The organism is Pseudidiomarina sp. PP-1MA, from assembly GCF_041200125.1.
GTDB lineage: Bacteria > Pseudomonadota > Gammaproteobacteria > Enterobacterales > Alteromonadaceae > Pseudidiomarina > Pseudidiomarina fusca.
This window is the reverse complement of record NZ_CP165718.1, coordinates 1,641,541-1,659,557: the sequence shown is the minus strand read 5'-3', so window position 1 is coordinate 1,659,557 and position 18,017 is coordinate 1,641,541. Positions and strand designations below refer to the sequence as shown.

The 18,017-nt window shown below is 49.9% G+C and carries 13 protein-coding genes and 1 pseudogene; 6 read left to right on the top strand and 8 right to left on the bottom strand.

From position 1 onward, the window contains the following. Positions 1 to 35: 35 nt before the first annotated feature. Genes AB8S08_RS07940 through mfd form a run of 7 tightly spaced genes read right to left on the bottom strand, consistent with a single transcriptional unit; the run spans position 36 to position 8,825 of the window. On the bottom strand, positions 36 to 878 hold the full coding sequence (locus AB8S08_RS07940; protein ID WP_369742430.1) for a hypothetical protein: 843 nt from the start codon (positions 876 to 878) through the stop codon (positions 36 to 38). 1 nt (position 879) lies between these two features. Further along, entirely contained in the window at positions 880 to 1,248 is a 369-nt protein-coding gene (locus AB8S08_RS07935) for a hypothetical protein (protein WP_110075367.1), read from the bottom strand. Beyond that, complete coding sequence (locus AB8S08_RS07930; protein WP_369742429.1) at positions 1,235 to 1,816, bottom strand: RNA polymerase sigma factor; 582 nt, start codon at positions 1,814 to 1,816, stop codon at positions 1,235 to 1,237. Before AB8S08_RS07930 ends, AB8S08_RS07935 begins: the two co-directional genes overlap by 14 nt. 9 nt (positions 1,817 to 1,825) lie before the next feature. Then, a complete protein-coding gene (locus tag AB8S08_RS07925) occupies positions 1,826 to 3,649 on the bottom strand; it encodes an ExeM/NucH family extracellular endonuclease (RefSeq protein ID WP_369742428.1) in 1,824 nt (607 codons plus the stop codon). Further along, positions 3,621 to 4,112, bottom strand: a complete 492-nt coding sequence (locus AB8S08_RS07920) for a MarR family winged helix-turn-helix transcriptional regulator (RefSeq protein WP_110075364.1) — start codon at positions 4,110 to 4,112, stop codon at positions 3,621 to 3,623. The genes AB8S08_RS07925 and AB8S08_RS07920 overlap by 29 nt, the downstream gene beginning before the upstream one ends. A 16-nt stretch (positions 4,113 to 4,128) precedes the next feature. Continuing rightward, positions 4,129 to 5,355: a CsiV family protein gene (locus AB8S08_RS07915; RefSeq protein WP_369742427.1), complete on the bottom strand. Its 1,227-nt coding sequence runs from the start codon at positions 5,353 to 5,355 to the stop codon at positions 4,129 to 4,131. Beyond that, on the bottom strand, positions 5,352 to 8,825 hold the full coding sequence (gene mfd, locus AB8S08_RS07910) for a transcription-repair coupling factor (RefSeq protein WP_369742426.1): 3,474 nt from the start codon (positions 8,823 to 8,825) through the stop codon (positions 5,352 to 5,354). The genes AB8S08_RS07915 and mfd overlap by 4 nt, the downstream gene beginning before the upstream one ends. 120 nt (positions 8,826 to 8,945) lie before the next feature. Here mfd and AB8S08_RS07905 point away from each other — a divergent pair, with 120 nt between their 5' ends. From AB8S08_RS07905 to AB8S08_RS07895, 3 genes are read left to right on the top strand one after another with little or no spacing between them, the layout of a single operon-like run. Then, a complete protein-coding gene (locus AB8S08_RS07905; protein ID WP_369742425.1) occupies positions 8,946 to 10,187 on the top strand; it encodes a lipoprotein-releasing ABC transporter permease subunit in 1,242 nt (413 codons plus the stop codon). Next, on the top strand, positions 10,180 to 10,935 hold the full coding sequence (gene lolD, locus AB8S08_RS07900) for a lipoprotein-releasing ABC transporter ATP-binding protein LolD (protein ID WP_369742424.1): 756 nt from the start codon (positions 10,180 to 10,182) through the stop codon (positions 10,933 to 10,935). The genes AB8S08_RS07905 and lolD overlap by 8 nt, the downstream gene beginning before the upstream one ends. Next, positions 10,935 to 12,164 (top strand): lipoprotein-releasing ABC transporter permease subunit, encoded by a 1,230-nt coding sequence (locus tag AB8S08_RS07895; protein WP_369742423.1) that lies wholly within the window; start codon positions 10,935 to 10,937, stop codon positions 12,162 to 12,164. The genes lolD and AB8S08_RS07895 overlap by 1 nt, the downstream gene beginning before the upstream one ends. A gap of 142 nt (positions 12,165 to 12,306) precedes the next feature. On the opposite strand, the pseudogene AB8S08_RS07890 reads toward AB8S08_RS07895, so the two are convergent. Next, a pseudogene (locus AB8S08_RS07890) lies at positions 12,307 to 12,804 on the bottom strand (DUF2062 domain-containing protein); the annotation flags it as partial. A gap of 47 nt (positions 12,805 to 12,851) precedes the next feature. Here AB8S08_RS07890 and AB8S08_RS07885 point away from each other — a divergent pair. The 3 genes from AB8S08_RS07885 (at position 12,852) to lpxK (ending at position 17,995) form a co-directional block, all read left to right on the top strand. Further along, positions 12,852 to 15,134, top strand: a complete 2,283-nt coding sequence (locus AB8S08_RS07885) for a DNA internalization-related competence protein ComEC/Rec2 (RefSeq protein WP_369742422.1) — start codon at positions 12,852 to 12,854, stop codon at positions 15,132 to 15,134. A gap of 69 nt (positions 15,135 to 15,203) precedes the next feature. Continuing rightward, positions 15,204 to 16,967, top strand: a complete 1,764-nt coding sequence (msbA, locus tag AB8S08_RS07880; RefSeq protein ID WP_369742421.1) for a lipid A export permease/ATP-binding protein MsbA — start codon at positions 15,204 to 15,206, stop codon at positions 16,965 to 16,967. Further along, the gene (gene lpxK / locus AB8S08_RS07875) at positions 16,967 to 17,995 is read left to right on the top strand and encodes a tetraacyldisaccharide 4'-kinase (protein WP_369742420.1); all 1,029 of its coding nucleotides are present in this window, start codon (positions 16,967 to 16,969) and stop codon (positions 17,993 to 17,995) included. Before msbA ends, lpxK begins: the two co-directional genes overlap by 1 nt. The last annotated feature ends 22 nt before the right edge of the window (positions 17,996 to 18,017 follow it).

Here is an 18,017-nt window from a genome sequence, read left to right as displayed (position 1 = left end):
TAGCTATGACAGCTTAATGACAAGCTAAGGTTCAATTACTGGGCGGTGCACTGGCGCTGCGTTCGCTTCCACACTTTCGGCAGCCAATCGTGGCTGTTATCGTCTATTACTGCTAACGGATACTGCGCACCGAGATGGTAGGTGGTATTGGCAGCCACCTCTAAACTAAAGGTCTGCGTGCGTGGTTGTTGCCGATAACGACGAAAGTCTTTGCTGGCAATCAATTCCATCAGCTCGATTTGATAGGTACCAGGACTTAATTGCACCACTGCCGTTTGTGCATCAATGCTACGGTTATTAATACGAGTAATTAGCACAGCATACAAGTCGTGTGCGGCTGGTGGTTGTTGAAATACGCTAATGCGTCCACACACCTTGCTTTGGTTAGTGGTAAGGTTGAGCTCATTAAACTGATGATCAACAATCAACCGCCAGCCGGGTATCAAGGTAGCTTGGGCTGGACCCGAGAGGGTGATACTTTGTTGTTGGCGCAGCACTTGTAGGGTGACCTGCTGCTGATGCTCCAAACTTTCGAGATAACCTAACACCGCGTCTAAACCAACCTCCGTCAACACTAAATCATCGACCTGTTGTACGACATCGCCTTGTTGCAAACCTAATTGAGCGGCCGTGCTGTTGCTACGCACCACCAACACGGTACCGTTGGTGCGCAACACCGCACCCCAATCAATATAGCTACGCGGCGGCTCCTGCAATAATACGGCTGGCTGTGAACCATAGAGCTTACTGGCGGCAATAGCGGCATCTCGTGCCTGTTGGCGAATCTGCTCTTCAGTTTGCTGCGCCGCTACAGCGCTAAAGCAAACTGCAAGTAACAAAGTGAGGGTAACTACAACCCAGCGATAATAAGCAGTCATCTTACCAAGCGTCCCTAGTCAACATGCTGTTACGAGCGGCTAAAAGTTGCTCAATGGTGGCGCTGTCGGCCTCTGCCAACACCGCTTGTTGAATTTGCCGATCCATGGTTTCTAGTTGATAGTCGGCAGCCAGCAGCATCGGTTGTTGTGAGCTTGCTGGAGCGGTCGCTGGGATCATTTGTTGATGGTAGGGTCCGGCTAACCAAAACCAGGCCAGTGTAGCCGCAGTCGGCAACAATAACCAGGGCCAGCGAGCTAAGGTAAGTTGGCGCCGGCGTGGCTTAGGCCAAGTCAGGTGCAAATCTGCGGTTTGCTGGGCCGACCATTGGCGCAGTTGTTGTTTCAGCTGTTGCTCTTCACGAGACGTCATCGGGGCCTCCTGTGGGTGCATCGGATTGTTGTGCTTGCCGCAATTTGTCTAGGGCGCGTTGATACCTTTTACGCACAGTAGCAGCAGTGGTATCAAACATGTCAGCTAATTCATTATGATTATAGTCTTCTACTAAGTATAACCATACTAAGCTGCGTTCGGCAGCAGTTAATACTGGCAGAATGTTTTCTAACTCACCAAAACTGTGCCAGTCGGCGGTTTGGCTGGGGTCTGAGTTAGTATCAAGCAGTTGCTGATAATCGCTGTCGAGGTCTAGATCAAGATGCTGCTTTCTGAGTTGTGCGAGGGCATAGTTTATTGCAGACTTTTTCAACCAGCCGCCAAAAGCTTGTGGCTCACGTAGTTGGGGTAGCTTTGCAAAGGCTTGCAGAAAGACTTCTTGCGCCCAATCTTTGGCTTGCTCACGGTCATGACACAAGCCAAACAGGGTTTGCAGTACGGGCCGTTGAAATTGCTCAAATAATCGCCGTTGGGCTTTGCTTTGGCCACGCTGGGCTGCTTGCACCAGCGTGACACTTACCGGTTGACCAAACCCTGTTGCGCTCATGGTTGTTACTTAAAATTGAATATCAGCATACACAGGGTCATGGTCAGAAGCTCGATAAGCAGATGGCGCATACCAATGAGCTTGGGTATCAGCGTAACTGTACTGCAGCGCAGTTGGCTCATCAGCGTTGATCGACCAGATACCTTGCATAACTACCCGCGGGTTCAATGCTGCTGATACCAGCAAATGATCAAGACTGCCTGCTTGAGCGTCATACACATAGCTGTATGCTGCTGCGTCAAAGCTATCCAAACGATTGTAGTAACCTTTGCTAAGCAGGGTGGTGATAGGGTCTTCTTTGGCGTATGCGTTAAAGTCACCGAGCAGCACTCGTAAGCTATGCCGGCTCAGCTCGGGGTGCTGGTCTAACGTATCAGCTAAGAGTTCAGCCGATTGGGTGCGCGTGGCATTCCAACAGGCTTGGCCATCGTCTTGATTCGCATCCGGGTGGCTACTATCTTTCGGGCAACTGCCCTTAGATTTAAAGTGGTTAACGGCAACTACTAGATTTTCGACCGTATTAAGTGGTGCAAAACGTTGAATCAGTGGTAACCGGCTACGGCTATCAAACGGAGCCTGATTGATGCTTACAACGGCTCCTTGAGGCTCTACTTTGTCGCTGCGGTAAAGCAAGCCATTGGTGATGGTATCGCTACCAAAACGCTCGTCACCTGCCTGAATAAAACGCCAAGGCTGACCTGTTTTAACTGCTAGCGCCTGGGTTAACTCAACAATAGCGCTGTGCTCAGCGTAGCCATCGTTCTCAATTTCCATTAAACCTATGATGTCAGCATTCATCGCTGCCAAGGCGGCCACAATTTTATCGTGTTGGCGTTTAAATTGTGCGGCAGTTTTAGCACCCCGTTGGGTAGGGAAAGTTTTTGCGTCGCCTTCGCCGTTAAAATAATTAAGGACGTTAAAAGCCGCCACTCGAATGGTGTTTTGGGCCGGTTGTGGCAGTGCCGCAGGGCGCGGATTACTAGCCTCAAACGTTAACTGAGTGGTTGGTTGCAAGCGGTACTGACGCTGATATTGGCTCATAATACCTACGGCACCCTTCAGAGTATCACCGCTGCGCAAGGTATTATCTGCACTTAACTCAGGCGCAGGGAAAGGTACTTGAGTAGGGTTCGGTGCCTGATTGTCATCAATCAGTAATTTCGCCAGTTGGTTTTGCTGTGCAAGTTGCTGGGCATCGGCTCCAGGAGCAACCACTTGGGTTGGGGTATAGAGGCGTTCATGGGCAACTTCAAATTGGCCATGGCGCGCTAACTGATAGTGTCCGTTAACTACTAAATCTTGGGCAAAGGCAACTAACATGCCCTCGTATTGCTCAAAACTATTCGCCTCAGCCTGAGGCAGCTGCAGAGCGATCGGTTCAGGTAACGTTTGTGGCGTACTACAGATGCTGACGTTGCTAACTTGCTGCAGTTGCGTTAATTGTTGCGCTTCAGCAACCACCCCGGTCACATAAACGAAACTACCTGCTGCAGCCGTTGCCGGTAACTCTTCAGTGGCAATAAAAAGTCCTTCAGCAGTAGCTGGGTCTTGATCTTGGTCGGCACTGATACTTTGGATAAAAAAACCACCCAGTTGCTCCGTTGCAGTCCAATCAGCGGTAATAATGCCCCGCGTGGTAACCATTTGACCAACCAGCGCAGAGCTGTCGCTGGACCCCTGAATGGTCGCAATGGGGGTGGTGTCAGCAAGGCAGGCAGGATTGGTTTCAGTATTGGCACAACTGGCCAGCATCAAGGCTAGTGGCGCAAGTGCAACCGCACGGATTAACTTCTTGGTTGGAATGTTAGCGCGAATTGAATTTTTGTTGTTCATAGCTTCCTACTTCAAGTATCTCGGCTGCATCTAGTTTTTCTGCATCCATCATGGTGGCAATTCGTTGCATCGCTGCCACCAATTGGGATTGTTCCCAATCAGCGAGCGCTTGAAACTTACCGATAAAGTTTTCTTGCAAAGGTCGCGGGGCATCAGCTAAACGGGCCTGACCTGCCGCTGTTAATGTTAATACCACGCGACGTTTATCTAACGTACTGCGTTCGCGGTGAATCAACTGCCGGTGTTCAAGACGGTCAATCACGTTACTTACGGTGGCTGGGCTTAAGGTAATATTCTGTGCAACTGAGCTGGCAGTTATCCCGGCGGGGCAGGCTGCTATCTCACGTAAAATCAGCAGTTGTGGCGCGGTCAGCCCGGTTGTTTTATTCAACTGCTTTGAATACAAATCAGTCGCGCGAATCACCTTGCGCAAAGCTAATAATAATTCTTCGTATTTTTCCATAGATATCTCTCCCTGACTAGCGTCTAGCGGAGCGATCGGTCCGTCTAATTTGTACCACTAAGCCTAATTTAGGATGATCAAAGTAATGGGTTTCGTGACTAATCACTCGGCGTAACTGTTCTAAGCGGTAACTTCGTAAGAACCAATCACTAGTACTTTCAGTTGCTGTTAGCTGTTGCAGTGCCTGCTCAACTTGCGCACTTAATTGACGTTGATTGAAGCGCACTGCTTGGGGTTCGCGCAGCTCTAACTGGCTGTCGATATGTAAATAGTTGCCTACCAAATAAATATGAAGCAAGCCATCAAGCTCCCACACCGCCTCAGTGCGTTGGTTGTCTGGCCGGGGCTGGCGCAATGGTGGCGGATTCGGCGTGCCCGTATCACTGTAATTTAATTGCAATTGTTGCTGGTTGGCTTGTTCTAGTAACCAGTTAAGTTCGGTGAATAATTGCTCGCTCGCCGGCGCAGTTGCTTCGCTTTCAGTCAGCGCGGCTTTAGGTTGCGATGGTAGGTCAGTAGCACTGACTACCGGTGGTAGTTGATAGCCCGAAGGTGCATACTCATGACCGTAATTTTTGCCACCAAACAGGCGTAGGCTGTAATTCTGATTACGAGTAAAGACCGGGGTGCGGTAGGTGACATGGAGTAAAGGTGTCCCCACTCGCCGACGTTCTAGTTGCTCACGCATCTCAGTTAACTGATGTTGGCTTGCATCGAGCAAAAAGGGGCGCGTTGCCGTATTGATATCGCCGTTATAACCGCTGATCACCTTGGTTGGTGCCTGCGCTAGGCTGCGGAGCATCAGCTCGGGCTGATACCAAGGCCGGCGCTGCTCTAAATCTAATTCAGCTTGCTGGGCACACCAGAGGCTTGGAGCGCGAATCGCAGAGCTTTCAGCTTCAGTTCCAGCTTCTGGGCAAACGGGCAAATCGAACAAGAGTGCCCAAAAATCAGGTGCGTAGTAGCTGCTTAACAAGTCATGCGTGGGGCGCAATTGGCGTGGTGCTAGCCACGGGAAGTTTTCACTGGTATCAGCATCGAGGTGTTTAAAAACTAAAACTTCGACTTCAAACCAGCGCCAGCTTTCGGGGTCACTTAGTTTACTTTGGGCAACCGCAGTGGGAGCTAACATGCTACTGGTGATCATGACCGCCAACGGCACCAGCCATGCTGCTACTGAGCCTAAGAGTTTTGCTTGGGGGCGAAGTGAATGGCTGCTACTTAGCCTAGTTAAAAGCCTCATTCTGTGCCTCGTAATAATTGCTCCAACAGAGACTCTACCAGTTTCAACCGTGCTTGAGTATCTTCAGTTTTCATAAGAATGCGTAAACGATTAGGACCGTCTAGTTTATAGACATTCGGTTGGCTTTGGATAAGCTCAATCAGTTGTGCTGGTTGTACCTTATTATCTGGGCCAAACTCCAAGCTAATTCCCTGTTGACTACCTTCTACTTTGCGCAGCCCCAGCAACGCAGCTTGGTTACGAATAGCCGTTACTCGTACTAAGTTTTTAACGGGTTCGGGCAGTAAACCAAAGCGGTCGATTAACTCAACTTGAATTTCATCTAACTCGCGTGAGCCGTTGGCGCTAGCAATACGCTTGTACAGGCTTAATCGAATATTCACATCGCCGATATAATCTTCTGGCAGCAACGCAGGAACACGTAACTCAATCTCTGCTTGGGCTTTTAACAATTGCTCAAGTGCTGGTTCTTTACCATCACGCATGGCTTGCACGGCCTGCTCGAGCATCTCCATGTATAAGGTAAAGCCGATGCTTTCAATTTGGCCACTTTGCTCGTCACCTAATAGTTCACCAGCGCCACGAATTTCCAAATCATGAGTAGCTAGCATAAAGCCAGCACCAAGATCTTCCAGCTGCGAAATAGCCTCTAGCCGTTTCAAGGCATCTTTGGTCATGCGTTTTGGATGCGGCGTTAACAAATAGGCATAAGCTTGATGATGGGAGCGCCCGACGCGACCACGTAACTGGTGCATCTGCGCCAAGCCCAAATGATCAGCGCGGTCCATAATGATGGTATTGGCCGTAGGCACATCAATGCCTGTTTCAACAATAGTGGTACAAACCAAGACATTGAAACGCTGATGATAAAAATCAGACATGATACGTTCAAGTTCACGCTCACGCATCTGTCCATGCGCCACAGTGATGCGTGCTTCGGGCACTAATTCTGCCAATTCGCGTGCAGTTTTTTCAATGGTTTCAACATTGTTGTGGAGGAAATATACTTGGCCTCCGCGCAAAATTTCGCGTAACACAGCCTCACGAATAGTGGGTTCATCATACTCGCGTACGAAGGTCTTAACGGCCAAACGTTTGGCGGGTGGGGTCGCAATAATGGATAAATCTCGCACCCCATGCATGGCCATATTTAAAGTTCTTGGAATTGGCGTTGCGGTTAAGGTAAGAATATCAACATCAGCACGTAAACGCTTAATCGCTTCTTTTTGCCGAACACCAAAGCGATGTTCTTCATCGACAATCAGCAAGCCAAGATCGTGAAAGGCCACATCGGCGCTCAGTAATTTGTGAGTGCCAATCACCAAATCAATCTTACCAGCGGCGAGGTCTGCTAGGATTTGTTTGGTTTGTTTGCTGGTTTTAAAACGTGACAGTACTTCTACGCGGATGGGCCAATCAGCAAAGCGATCTTTAAAGTTCTCAAAATGCTGTTGTGCCAACAGGGTCGTCGGCACTAATACTGCCACTTGCTTGCCATCGTTAACCGCAACAAAAGCAGCGCGCATGGCTACTTCTGTTTTACCGAAACCTACATCGCCACACACTAGACGATCCATAGCTCGGTCACTTTGCATGTCATCGAGCACGCCAGCGATCGCCTGTTGTTGATCGTCCGTTTCTTCAAACGGAAAACTCGCCGCAAACCGGCGATAATCGTCTTGGTTAAGCTGAAAAGCATAGCCTGGCTTGGCTTCGCGTCTAGCATAGACATCAAGCAACTCTGCGGCCACATCACGAATTTTTTCTGCCGCTTTGCGTTTGGCTTTTTCCCACTGGTCGTTGCCTAATTTGTGCAGTGGAGCTGACGCTTCTTCACCTCCGCTGTAACGGCTCAGAACATGGAGTGAGGCTACCGGAACATATAAAATGCTTTGTTGGGCATACTCAATAGTCACAAACTCGGTTGTGATACCACCAGCCTCTAGGGTTTTCAGCCCCTGATAACGACCTACACCATGATCAATGTGCACCACCGGTTGGCCGATACGTAACTCAGCTAAGTTACGCACCATATTCTCGGCGTTGATGCCAGTTTGTGACTCTTTGCGGCGACGCTGGCTAATGCGGTGCCCTAGCAACTCAGTTTCAGTAATAATGGCAAGTTGTTGGGCCGGGAGAAGAAACGAGTGCACGACCGGAGCAATGCTAATAGCTGTCTGCGCGCTGCCATCGACAAATTGTTGCAGATCGTCTACTTCCGCGAGCGCCAACTTAAGTGGTGCCAGTAGTTCTCGTAGGCTTTCACGGCGACCTGCAGATTCAACTAAAAATAGCACGCGGTACTGTTGCTGCTGTAGCTGGGTGAGCTTGTTGCGTAAGTTTTGCAGCGGGTCTTTGAGCTGGTGATTAACTGCGATATCGGCAAGGGCTTCGGTAGCAAAGTGCTGCGGCCCCGGCTGAGCTTTATCGCTGGGTACCATGGCACGCACCCGCGGCAATTGCTTAAATCTAGCATGTAGTTGATCGACCGTCATGAACACTTGATGCGGTGCCAACAATGGACGCAAGGGATCATAGCGGCGTTGTTCATAACGTTGCTGAATGTCATGCCAGAGGCTGTCTAAACTGCCTTGGATATCACCAAAAGTAACCAGCAGGGCATTGTCCGGTAGATAATCAAATAAGGTCGCCATCTGCTCAAAAAACAGCGGTTGGTAATACTCGATACCGCCCGGGAATTGTTTATTAGAGACCTGGTAATACACTGAATCGCGCTCATTTGAGGCATTAAACAAGTCGCGGTAGCGAGCCCGAAACCCCTCAATTGCGGTCTCGTTAGTAGGAAACTCGTGAGCCGGCAGTAAATTGATTGCGTCTATTTCGGTTGCCGACAGTTGGGTATCTGGATCAAACAGTCGAATAGAGTCTAATTCGTCGTCAAAAAAATCAAGCCGGTAGGGCTCATCACAGCCCATCGGGAATAAATCAAGGAGCGAGCCGCGCACGCAAAACTCACCATGCTCCATGACTTGCGCCACATGGCGGTATCCAGCCCGCTCTAAGCGTTGTCGTAGCTGGTGAATATCTAGCTGCTGCCCTTTGCCCAACTGCAATGTCTGACCGCTGACAAAATCTTTCGGTGCCACCCGGTGCAGCAAGGTATTGAGTGATACAATCAAAGCTCCGCGTTTGAGATCTGGCAATTGCGCGAGCACTTTGAGACGCTCAGAAATAATATCTTGGTGCGGTGAAAAGCTATCGTAAGGTAGGGTTTCCCAATCAGGAAACACCCACAAGTGATCACGCCAAGTTGGCGTAAAGTAGGCTATTTCTTGCTCGAGACGGTGCGCTTGTGGCGCATCAGGCGTCACTATCAAGACTGGACCGGGATGATTTTCAATAGTTTGGCCTAGGGCCATAGCAACGCTACTGCCATGTAACTCTTGCCAGGTAAGATCAATACTTGCTGAAGTTGGAGTAGGAGGGCTGAAAATTGATACCTGAGTCATGAATAAAATACGTCCGGATAGCCAACAATATAGGTTGTGATGAAGTATACCTGAACTTGCCGCTTGGATCAGTGGCGAGTTTTCTTTATGCTTGCATCGCGTTAATTTTTAGGAACATGCATGGGCCAGTCAGCAGCAATATACCTTGGGCTTCGTTATAGTCGTGCCAAGCACGGCAGTAAGTTCACCCGTTTTATTAATCGGTTTGCGTTTGCCGGGATTGTCGTGGGCGTCGCGGCACTCATCGTGGTGAGCTCGGTCATGAATGGTTTTGAACAGCAACTGAAACAACGTATTTTAGGTGTGGTGCCGCAACTCACAGTGAGCAGTGCTAATACTGCCGGCCTCTCCGCAACCGATGCTTTTATTCGGCAATTGCCAACACTACCGGGCGAGCGCGCGAAAGTGCCTCAGGTAAGTAGTGCTGGGGTGGTGCAAAGTGGCGGTCAACTGCGTCCGGTGCTTATTCAAGGGTTATTTCCTGAGGTGGATGGCGCCGCCGTGCAATGGCAACCGCTGCAACAGCACCTACAGTTCGGCGAGATAGAACGCTTGCAAGCAGGCAGTTATGGCGTTCTGATTGGTCAAGCCTTAGCGCAACAATTGGATGTCTGGCCCGGTGATAGTATCCGCGTGATTGCAGCGGCGGGTGGGGTATATACGCCCCTAGGCTTAATGCCAGCGCAACGGCAATTTACCATTGTTGGCATTGTAGCCATGCAATCAGAAGCCGATGGTCAGCTACTGGTGATGCACGGTAGCGATGCCGCACGGCTACTGCGTTTACCTGATTCACAGGTATCTAATGTGCGTTATTATTTCACCGATCCGTTTCAGGCGATTAACGCTGCCGAATACTTGCAGCAGCAGTTGGGGCCTGACTTTAATGTGCGAAGCTGGCGCTCTCAATACGGTGAACTGTTTGATGCCGTAAACATGGAAAAACGCATGGTCGGCTTGATGCTTGGGCTGATTATCGCCGTGGCTGCGTTTAATATTGTGTCAGCGCTGATGATGCTCATTCAAGATAAGCAGACCGATATTGCCATTCTGCAAACCATGGGCATGCGCAAAAGTGGTATCTATCAGATGTTCCTTATGCAGGGCCTTACCAATGGCGTGATTGGCAGCCTGCTGGGGCTTACAGCGGGGGTATTGCTGGCTGGTAATTTAAACCAAGTGTTGAGTTTATTACAGGTAGATTTGAGTTTTACCGGGCAAGCCGGCTTACCTGTGCTAATGCAACCGGAGCAAATTGTCACGATAGTGCTGGCTGCGTTGTTATTGACCTTGTTAGCAACGTTATATCCAGCTTGGCGCGCTAGCCAAACTCAACCAGCACGGGCGTTAACCTATGAATAACCAAGCCGATACCGCAGCTGCGGCGCTTAGAGAGGAAGTACAGATGTTAATGGAATGCCGTCAAGTAAGTCGCCATTATCAAGATGGAGACCGGCAATTACAGGTGTTGCAAGAGGTAGACTTAAAGATAGCTGCCGGTGATATGCTGGCCATTGTGGGTAGCTCAGGCTCTGGTAAATCTACCTTATTGCATTGTATGGGCGGCCTCGATCAAGTGAGTTCGGGCGAGATCCTCTATAAAAACCAAGCCATTCAGCAGTGGTCGAGTGCGCAACTAGCCGATTGGCGCAATCAGCAATTGGGCTTTATTTACCAGTTTCATCATTTGTTGCCAGAGTTTAATGCCCAAGAAAATGTGGCGATGCCACTGTTTATTGCTGGGGTGAAACGTGCCGAGGCACTCAAACAGGCCGCAGAATTGCTCGAACGAGTAGGGCTGCAGGCCCGTGCACGCCATCGTCCTAGCGAGCTATCGGGCGGTGAACGCCAGCGGGTAGCCATCGCGCGGGCGCTGGTGAATCGCCCCCAATTAGTTCTCGCTGATGAGCCCACAGGTAATTTGGATGATGCTACTGCAGCGAGTGTTTTTGCTTTGCTACAACAGCTTAATAAAGAGCTGGCAACGGCTTTTGTGTTGGTCACACATGATCAAAGTTTAGCGGCACAACTGCCACGCACTCTCCATTTGCAGCATGGTAAATTGGTCACGGCTAGCGCTTATGCTGCAGCGCAGCGAGAGACAAACTGATGCGAGCTTGGCAGTTAGCTTGGTTATTGGCGCGACGTTTTCGTGGTAAGCGTGAGCGCAGTGGTTTTGTTAGTTTTATCTCGGCGTCTTCGACGTTAGGGATAGCCCTTGGCTGTATGGTGTTTATCACTGGTCTAAGCGTGATGAACGGCTTTGAAGAGGTGTTACAGAAGCGTTTTTTGAGCTTGGTACCGCAAGTTGAATTTAGTGCGGTTAAGGGCCAGCTTAAAGACCCTCAGGGGATTATTGATTTAGCGCTAGCTCACCCTCAGGTAGCAAGTGCGCGAGCCGTTATTCGTAGCCAAGCATTGATCCAGCAAGGCACCGAGTTTGTCGGCGTGCAACTAGAAGGTATCGCTACGGAACAGCCCCATGCCATTGCGGATTACATGCCAGCTGCAACCTGGCAACAATTACAACAACAACCTCGTGGTGTCGTATTAGGTAGTCAACTAGCAGCTCGCTTAGGCGTCCAAACGGGCGATAAATTAGCCTTGATGGTGGCTCAGCAGGGCAGTTTCAAACAGCCTAAACGCCAAGCTTTAACCGTGGTGGGTACTTTTACCTTCGGTGGCCAAGTGGATCACCAATACGCCTATGTTGATTTAACCACTGCGCAAGCCCTGATGGGCTTCAGTGAGGGGGCACAAGCGGTTGAGTTAACGGTTACGGATATTTTTGCGGTGCAGCAAATCGCCACGCAGTTAGGCTATCAGATTGACGATTATGTGTATCTTGACCACTGGATGCGCTCGCAAGGGCATTTGTATCGCGATATTCAATTGGTGCGCTTGGTGATGTATTTGGTGTTGGTGTTAGTGTTAGCGGTGGCCTGCTTTAATATCGTCTCAACTCTGGTGATGACGGTGCAAGAAAAACAGCGCCACATAGGTATTTTACGGACCATGGGATTGCGCCGCGTGCGCATCATGCAGGTATTCATTTGGCAAGGCCTGCAAAATGGGGTGTTGGGGGTTAGCTTAGGCGTGCTGGCTGGGGTTGTACTGACGAGCTCATTACCCTACTTATTGCAGTGGTTTCAGCAGCTAACGGGGGATACCTTGCTGGCAAGTGACGTTTATTTTGTCACTAGTATTCCAGTGCAACTGCAAGGGATAGATATTGCCCTCGTGGCCTTGGTTGCTTTGCTGATGAGTGGTTTAGCAACGCTTTATCCGGCTTGGCAAGCATCGCGTACAGACATCGTTAAAGCTATTAGCGCAACTTAGTCTTCGCGCTAAGTCAAACAAGTTAATCAGGAGCGTTGGAATTATCCTGTTTGTCTTGTTTGTGCGTGCGCTCATGGGGACGCTGTGCGTGCGGTAAATGCTCAATTGCTCGCTCTTTGGCTGTTGCTAACATGCGTGCAGCACGAGCGCGCCACGCATTTACCACGGACTGTCGCCAAAGCAAACTGATACTAATATAACCGATAATACTGACCAGCACAGCCACAATAAAGCAGCCCAACAAAAAGGCCGGGCCAATAGTTCCTATGCTTTGCGCCAGCCAACCCCAGGACAATTCAAACGCAAAAGGCTGATTGCCTTGATCCAAAATCCAAGCCCCAAGCAAGTAGCAAAAGTAAAACAGCACCGGCATGGTGATTGGATTCGACACCCACACCAAAGCTACTGAAAGTGGTAAATTAACTCGCAATGGAATGGCCGCAGCAGCAGCTAGCAGCATTTGAAACGGCACCGGGATAAAGGCAAAGAATAAGCCCACTGCAAAAGCCCCGGCGGCGGAGCGTCGGTTTAAGTGCCAGAGGTTGGCATCATGCAGCAGACTTCCAAATATCTTCAAGCTACGACTATTCCGAATAGACTCATGGCTTGGCATGATGCGTTGAATAAATTTCTTCGGCATTTTTTCTCGTTCAGACCTGTTGGATCACCAACTAAGGTACAACATCCATGGATAGGTGGTTGTGCGCCGGGCTGTTTGGGTTTGCGATAAGCTTTACTTTAGGCAAACCGATAGCATTCTGGCAATGGTTATTAGCCTCAACTTTAGTCGTAGTGGCTACATTCTATTGGCCTGCACAGCGCCGGCATAGCATCTTGTTAGGGTGCCTATTGTGCGGTATTGGATGGGGCTCTGGCAATGCCTATTTCAGTCAAAACTGGCAAATACCCCCAAAGTGGCAGGGGCAACATGTAACCATAAACTTAGTGATTGAAGAGCTCCCACAACATGCTGAGGATTATTGGCGTTTGGCTGGAACCCTGACCGCGATTGATGGTGAAGCAGTACCATCAGGCTGGCTACAACCGAGTGTAAAAGTGCGTTTGAATTGGTATGAACCTACTGCAGAGCGTCTGCCTCAAGCTGGAGAAACTTGGCAATTGCAAGTCAAGCTGAGAGCTCCGCAAGGAGTTCGCAATGAAGGTGGTTTTCTTTACCATCGTTATTTACTGAGCCATGGTATTGTGGCGCTTGGCAGCATCAAGCAAGGCCACTATGTAGCTGGTAGAGCAAATTTACGACAACGCCTCTTTAATCGAATCGCACAGTTACAGTTAAGCCAAGGGGGCATTTTGGCTGCATTGTTGGTAGGCGAGCGGCAACTTATTCCTATCGAACAGTGGCAGGCTTATCAGCGCACCGGGTTAGCGCACCTGATTGCTATCTCAGGATTACATCTAAGTTTAGTTGCCGGATTTGTGCTGCTTAGTGCCAAGCAACTGGGGCGGCGGCTGGGGCAGCAGCGCAGTAGGCGTGAACGCTTGAGCTTAGTGTTACCGAGTGCTTGGTTGGCCTTATTAGTGGCGTTGGGCTATGCCTATTTGGCGGGGTTTGCTACCGCTACTACGCGCGCCTTTGCGATGTTGCTGGTGGTGTTATTACACAAACAAGCAGGCCTTTACACGCCGCCCTCGCGAGTGCTGCTGCGCGCGGTGGCGCTGGTATGTTTGGTGGAGCCATTAGCACCGTTGCAGCCTGGCTTTTGGTTATCGGTGCTGGCCGTTGCGAGTATTCTATTCATGCAGTGGCGCTGGCTGCCGGCTCAAGGTAAAGGTCGGGCAATAAGAATGCTCTGGCGGTTAGAGTGGGTGTTAACCTTGTTACTCTGGCCGCTTACTTTGGTCTGGTTTGGTGGTTTGCCGCTATTAGCTCCAGTAACAAACTTACTTTTGGTGCCTGTGTTCTCCTTGTGGGTGTTACCGTTAGCTTTACTGGCTCTGTTGGCGATGTTGCTACAACTTAGTTGGCTGAGCGAGTTGCTGTTGCGAATTGCGCAGTGGCCGATAGAGCTGGTTGAACCGGTACTTCTGTGGCTAGCACAGCAACCATGGCAATGGTTAGCAGCCGAACATTCCGCACCCCTGGAACTCTTGTTAGTGGGGTTAGTCTGTTGGTTTTTACCGTTAGCTTGGTATTGGCGTTTAACCAGTCTAGCCGCACTGCTATTGGTGTTAGCTATCCAACAGCAGTTGGTGCAGTACCAACAGCATTTGTGGGTGCATGTGTTGGATGTAGAGCAAGGCAGCGCCGTGGTTATCGAACGCCAAGGTTTTGCGCTCTTGGTTGACGTGGGCGCGCGCTGGCCTAGTGGTGGTGATATGGCAGAGCGGGTGCTACTGCCTTTTTTACAGCAGCGTAGATTAACCCCCGAACTGGCTTTTATCAGCCACACGGATAGTGATCATCGCGGCGGCAGCGCTACGGTCAAAGCTCGTTATCCGCAGGTGCGTTGGTTCGGCAGCAATGAAGGCAGTGCTTGTGTGGCTGGCCAACAGGGCCATTGGCGTGGTGTGCATTGGCAAGTACTGCACCCGCGCCAGCTGTCGGATAATCAACACAACGATCAGTCCTGCGTGTTGAAAATATCATACGGCGCTTTACAGATGTTACTCCCAGGGGATATCTCCACCCGTGCCGAACGCCAATTGCTAGCCCAGCTAGCACCAGTAGAAGCCGAGGTACTGGTGTTGGCCCATCATGGCAGCAATAGCTCCAGTGAGAGCTACTTTTTGCAGGCGGTTAAACCAAGTATCAGTATAGCCAGTAGAGGTCGAAATAACGCCTATGGGATGGTTAGCCCAGCGGTAAAAGAGCGGTTGCAGCAGTTACAGATCCCGTTGCTAGATACGGCCATGGGTGGGCAGATAAGCATCTATGCAGATAGTCAGCAGTGGTATGTACAACAGCCCTATGCCGCAGCTGTCAGGCCATGGTTTGACGCAGACAACTAGCCAGTTACTAGGTAAAACGGTTAGAATGGCGCTAATCTATGGCTAAATGATGGCTAAACTGTATATTACATGAGCACAGAAACTATCCCAGACGCTGTTAAACAGCGCACTTTTAAGCGCTTGTTAGCGTACATAAAACCTTATCGTGCAGCCTTTGCACTGTCGATTTTTGGCATGTTAGGTTACGCGGCAGTTGATACTTTTTTCTTCTCCCAGATAGAAACCCTGATTGATGATGGTTTAACCGAGCATAACCCTAAAATTTTGCTTTACGGTGCAATTTTTGTACCTTTGGTTTTTATAGGTCGTGGCTTATTTAACTTTATTTCGACCTACTTCCTGAATTGGGTTGGTTTTCGGGTTGTGACAACCATGCGACAACAGCTGTTTGACCATATGGTGAAGTTACCCGTTAGCTTTCACGACAACCACTCAACCGGCGAACTGCTGTCCAAAATTACTTACACGTCACAACAAGTCGCTGAGGCTAGTAGCCGTGCGGTGCTTGTCTTGATCCGTGATGGAGCCTTTGTGATCGGCTTGTTGAGCTTGATGTTTTATCATAGCTGGCAGCTTAGTTTAGTGTTTTTGGTGGTAGGACCGCTTATTGCTAAAGTGGTGTCCGTGGTTTCTAAACGTTTTCGGCAAGTATCGCGCCGTATTCAAACGGCGATGGGCAATGTCACCACCACGGCAGAACAGATGCTAAATGGGCATAAAGTGGTGGTGATGTACGAAGGCCAAAAACGCGAATCTAAACGCTTCAGTGATATTAATAATGTCACTCGTAATCAAAATATGAAGCTGATCACCTCGCAATCTCTAAGCACCTCGGTGATTCAGCTGATCGCCTCTTTTAGTTTGTCGATGGTGTTGGTGTTGGCCAGCTTTCCAGAGATGCTCACAGAGCTCTCGGCAGGTGCCTTTACTACTTTGTTAACGTCGATGATCATGCTACTGCGTCCGCTCAAACAATTAACCACTGTCAATAGTGATTTTCAACGAGGCATTGCTGCGGCGCAGAGTATCTTTGAAGTATTAGATGAGCGTCCAGAGCAAGATACCGGCAAGTTGGTGATAGAGCGAGCGCAAGGCAATATTCGTTTTGACGATGTACAGTTTGCATATGGCGATAGCGATGCGCCGGCCTTGGATCACGTTAGCTTTGAAGTGACGGCGGGTAAAACCTTGGCCCTGGTAGGGCGTTCGGGCAGTGGTAAGTCGACCATCTCGAACTTGCTGACACGTTTCTATACCCCGCAAGGGGGTAGGATCTTGCTCGATGGCGTGGATATTTACGACTACAAACTCAAATGTTTGCGGCGTCAGTTTGCGTTGGTATCTCAGCATGTGACTTTGTTTAACGATACCATCGCCAATAACATTGCCTATGGTGCGCGTAGTGAGGTAACCCCAGAACGTATCCGCGAAGTAGCAGAACAAGCCTTTATCACCGAATTTACGGATAACTTGCCACTTGGGTTAGATACCATGGTTGGTGAGAATGGCGTGATGTTATCTGGTGGTCAGCGTCAACGGATCGCTATAGCCCGCGCTTTGTTGCGTGATGCGCCGATTTTAATTTTAGATGAAGCGACATCGGCGTTAGATACCGAATCAGAACGACACATCCAAAAAGCACTGAGCCGGTTACAGCAGAATCGTACCTCGATCGTGATTGCACATCGGCTATCAACCATCGAAAATGCCGATGAGATTTTAGTGATGGAAGACGGCAAAGTTCTAGAGCGTGGCAGCCATGCCGAGCTTATTGAACGTCAAGGCGCTTATTATCAATTGCACAGCCTGCAGTTTAATGGAGGCGAGTTGTAATGGCGTTGCAGCGGGCCTGGTACCGGCCCCGCTTAACTTGGTGGCTCGTTTTGCTGCTGCCGTTACAGGCCTTATTTGTGCTTCTCAGTAACCTGCGCCGATGGAGCTATAAAATTGGCTTAAAGCGCGCTTATCGAGCGCCAGTTCCTGTCATTGTGGTAGGTAATATTAGTGTCGGCGGCACGGGTAAAACGCCCGTCACCCAAGCGCTAATTGCCTGGCTAAAAGACCAAGGCTGGCAGCCCGCGATCATTTCACGCGGTTACGGCGGACAAGGGCCGTTTCCCTTATTGCTGGATAGCAATATTGACCCCGCTATCAATGCTCGCAATAGTGGTGATGAGCCTTGGTTGTTAGCGCAGCGCTGCCAGGTACCGGTAGCCGTTGGCAGCAACCGTGAGCAGAGTATCAAGCTGTTACTTCAACAGCATCCCCAGATTAATCTTATCGTCAGCGATGATGGCTTGCAGCATTACGCCTTAGCTCGTGATCTTGAACTGGCTGTGATTGATGCTGAGCGCGGCCTTGGTAATGGTTGGCGCTTACCCATGGGGCCGTTACGGGAGCCACAGCACCGCTTACAGCAAGTAGATTTAGTGGTGCAGAATGGCACGGGTGAACATTGTTGGGGGTGGCCGTTTTCCTTACAAGCTGGTATCTGGCATCAAGTAGCGACTCAGCAGCCGATGCCATTACCGCCGCCACCTTACGTGGCTGTTGCTGGTATTGGTCATCCGCAACGCTTTTTTACCACCTTAAGGCAGCTTCGTATCGAGCCTGCAGCTTGCTATCCTTTTGCCGATCATTATGCTTATCAAGCTAGCGATTTTGCGTCCATGCCAGCTAACCATACGGTTTTAATGACGGAAAAGGATGCCGCTAAATGTCGCTCTTTCGCCACCGAGAATTGGTATTATTTGCCGGTACAAGCGAAGTTCGAACACGAGTTCTGGCTGCAATTGCAGCAGCTGCTAGCGCCTCTAGCAGCTCAACAGCAAGTCGCCATATCAACGGAAGCGAATGGATAGTTTGTAGGTTTTTGAGGAGTAG

Excerpts from the sequence above, each read along its gene's own strand:
- AB8S08_RS07905 (WP_369742425.1), top strand. The coding sequence starts at position 8,946 with ATGGGCCAGTCAGCAGCAATATACCTTGGGCTTCGTTATAGTCGTGCC.
- AB8S08_RS07930 (WP_369742429.1), bottom strand. The coding sequence starts at position 1,816 with ATGAGCGCAACAGGGTTTGGTCAACCGGTAAGTGTCACGCTGGTGCAA.
- mfd (WP_369742426.1), bottom strand. The coding sequence starts at position 8,825 with ATGACTCAGGTATCAATTTTCAGCCCTCCTACTCCAACTTCAGCAAGT.
- msbA (WP_369742421.1), top strand. The coding sequence starts at position 15,204 with ATGAGCACAGAAACTATCCCAGACGCTGTTAAACAGCGCACTTTTAAG.
- lolD (WP_369742424.1), top strand. The coding sequence starts at position 10,180 with ATGAATAACCAAGCCGATACCGCAGCTGCGGCGCTTAGAGAGGAAGTA.
- AB8S08_RS07940 (WP_369742430.1), bottom strand. The coding sequence starts at position 878 with ATGACTGCTTATTATCGCTGGGTTGTAGTTACCCTCACTTTGTTACTT.
- AB8S08_RS07935 (WP_110075367.1), bottom strand. The coding sequence starts at position 1,248 with ATGACGTCTCGTGAAGAGCAACAGCTGAAACAACAACTGCGCCAATGG.
- AB8S08_RS07885 (WP_369742422.1), top strand. The coding sequence starts at position 12,852 with ATGGATAGGTGGTTGTGCGCCGGGCTGTTTGGGTTTGCGATAAGCTTT.
- AB8S08_RS07895 (WP_369742423.1), top strand. The coding sequence starts at position 10,935 with ATGCGAGCTTGGCAGTTAGCTTGGTTATTGGCGCGACGTTTTCGTGGT.
- lpxK (WP_369742420.1), top strand. The coding sequence starts at position 16,967 with ATGGCGTTGCAGCGGGCCTGGTACCGGCCCCGCTTAACTTGGTGGCTC.
- AB8S08_RS07915 (WP_369742427.1), bottom strand. The coding sequence starts at position 5,355 with ATGAGGCTTTTAACTAGGCTAAGTAGCAGCCATTCACTTCGCCCCCAA.
- AB8S08_RS07920 (WP_110075364.1), bottom strand. The coding sequence starts at position 4,112 with ATGGAAAAATACGAAGAATTATTATTAGCTTTGCGCAAGGTGATTCGC.
- AB8S08_RS07925 (WP_369742428.1), bottom strand. The coding sequence starts at position 3,649 with ATGAACAACAAAAATTCAATTCGCGCTAACATTCCAACCAAGAAGTTA.